Below are 258 nucleotides of genomic sequence, written 5' to 3'. Positions count from 1 at the left end.
CTAAGTAAGTTAAATCAGAAACTATGCCGCCAGTTTCTTCATGAACCTCTCGAACTGCCGCTTCTTCCGGTGTTTCCCCTAATTCTACTTTACCACCTGGAAATTCAAGACCGCGACGTAAATGATGCGTTAATAACCATTGATCCCCGTACCGGCATACAACCCAAACATGCTTTGGCTCAGGAGAAAATGGATAACGTTCAAACGATAATTGTACAGTGTTGTGGTAATAATCTTTAAATTTGTACATGCCATTAC

Annotated in this window: 1 pseudogene; it reads right to left on the bottom strand. The window is 41.1% G+C overall.

What is annotated here, in order from left to right:
• Window positions 1-250, bottom strand: a pseudogene (mutTA, locus tag SB658_RS25280) (antimutator 8-oxo-(dGTP/GTP)ase); the annotation flags it as partial.
• Window positions 251-258 lie beyond the last annotated feature (8 nt).

Origin of the sequence: Bacillus sp. SIMBA_008, assembly GCF_046535495.1 — a bacterium.
In the GTDB taxonomy this organism is placed as follows: Bacteria; Bacillota; Bacilli; order Bacillales; family Bacillaceae; genus Bacillus; species Bacillus subtilis.
The sequence above is the reverse complement of the archived record's forward strand: the minus strand, read 5'-3'. Positions and strand labels throughout refer to the sequence as shown.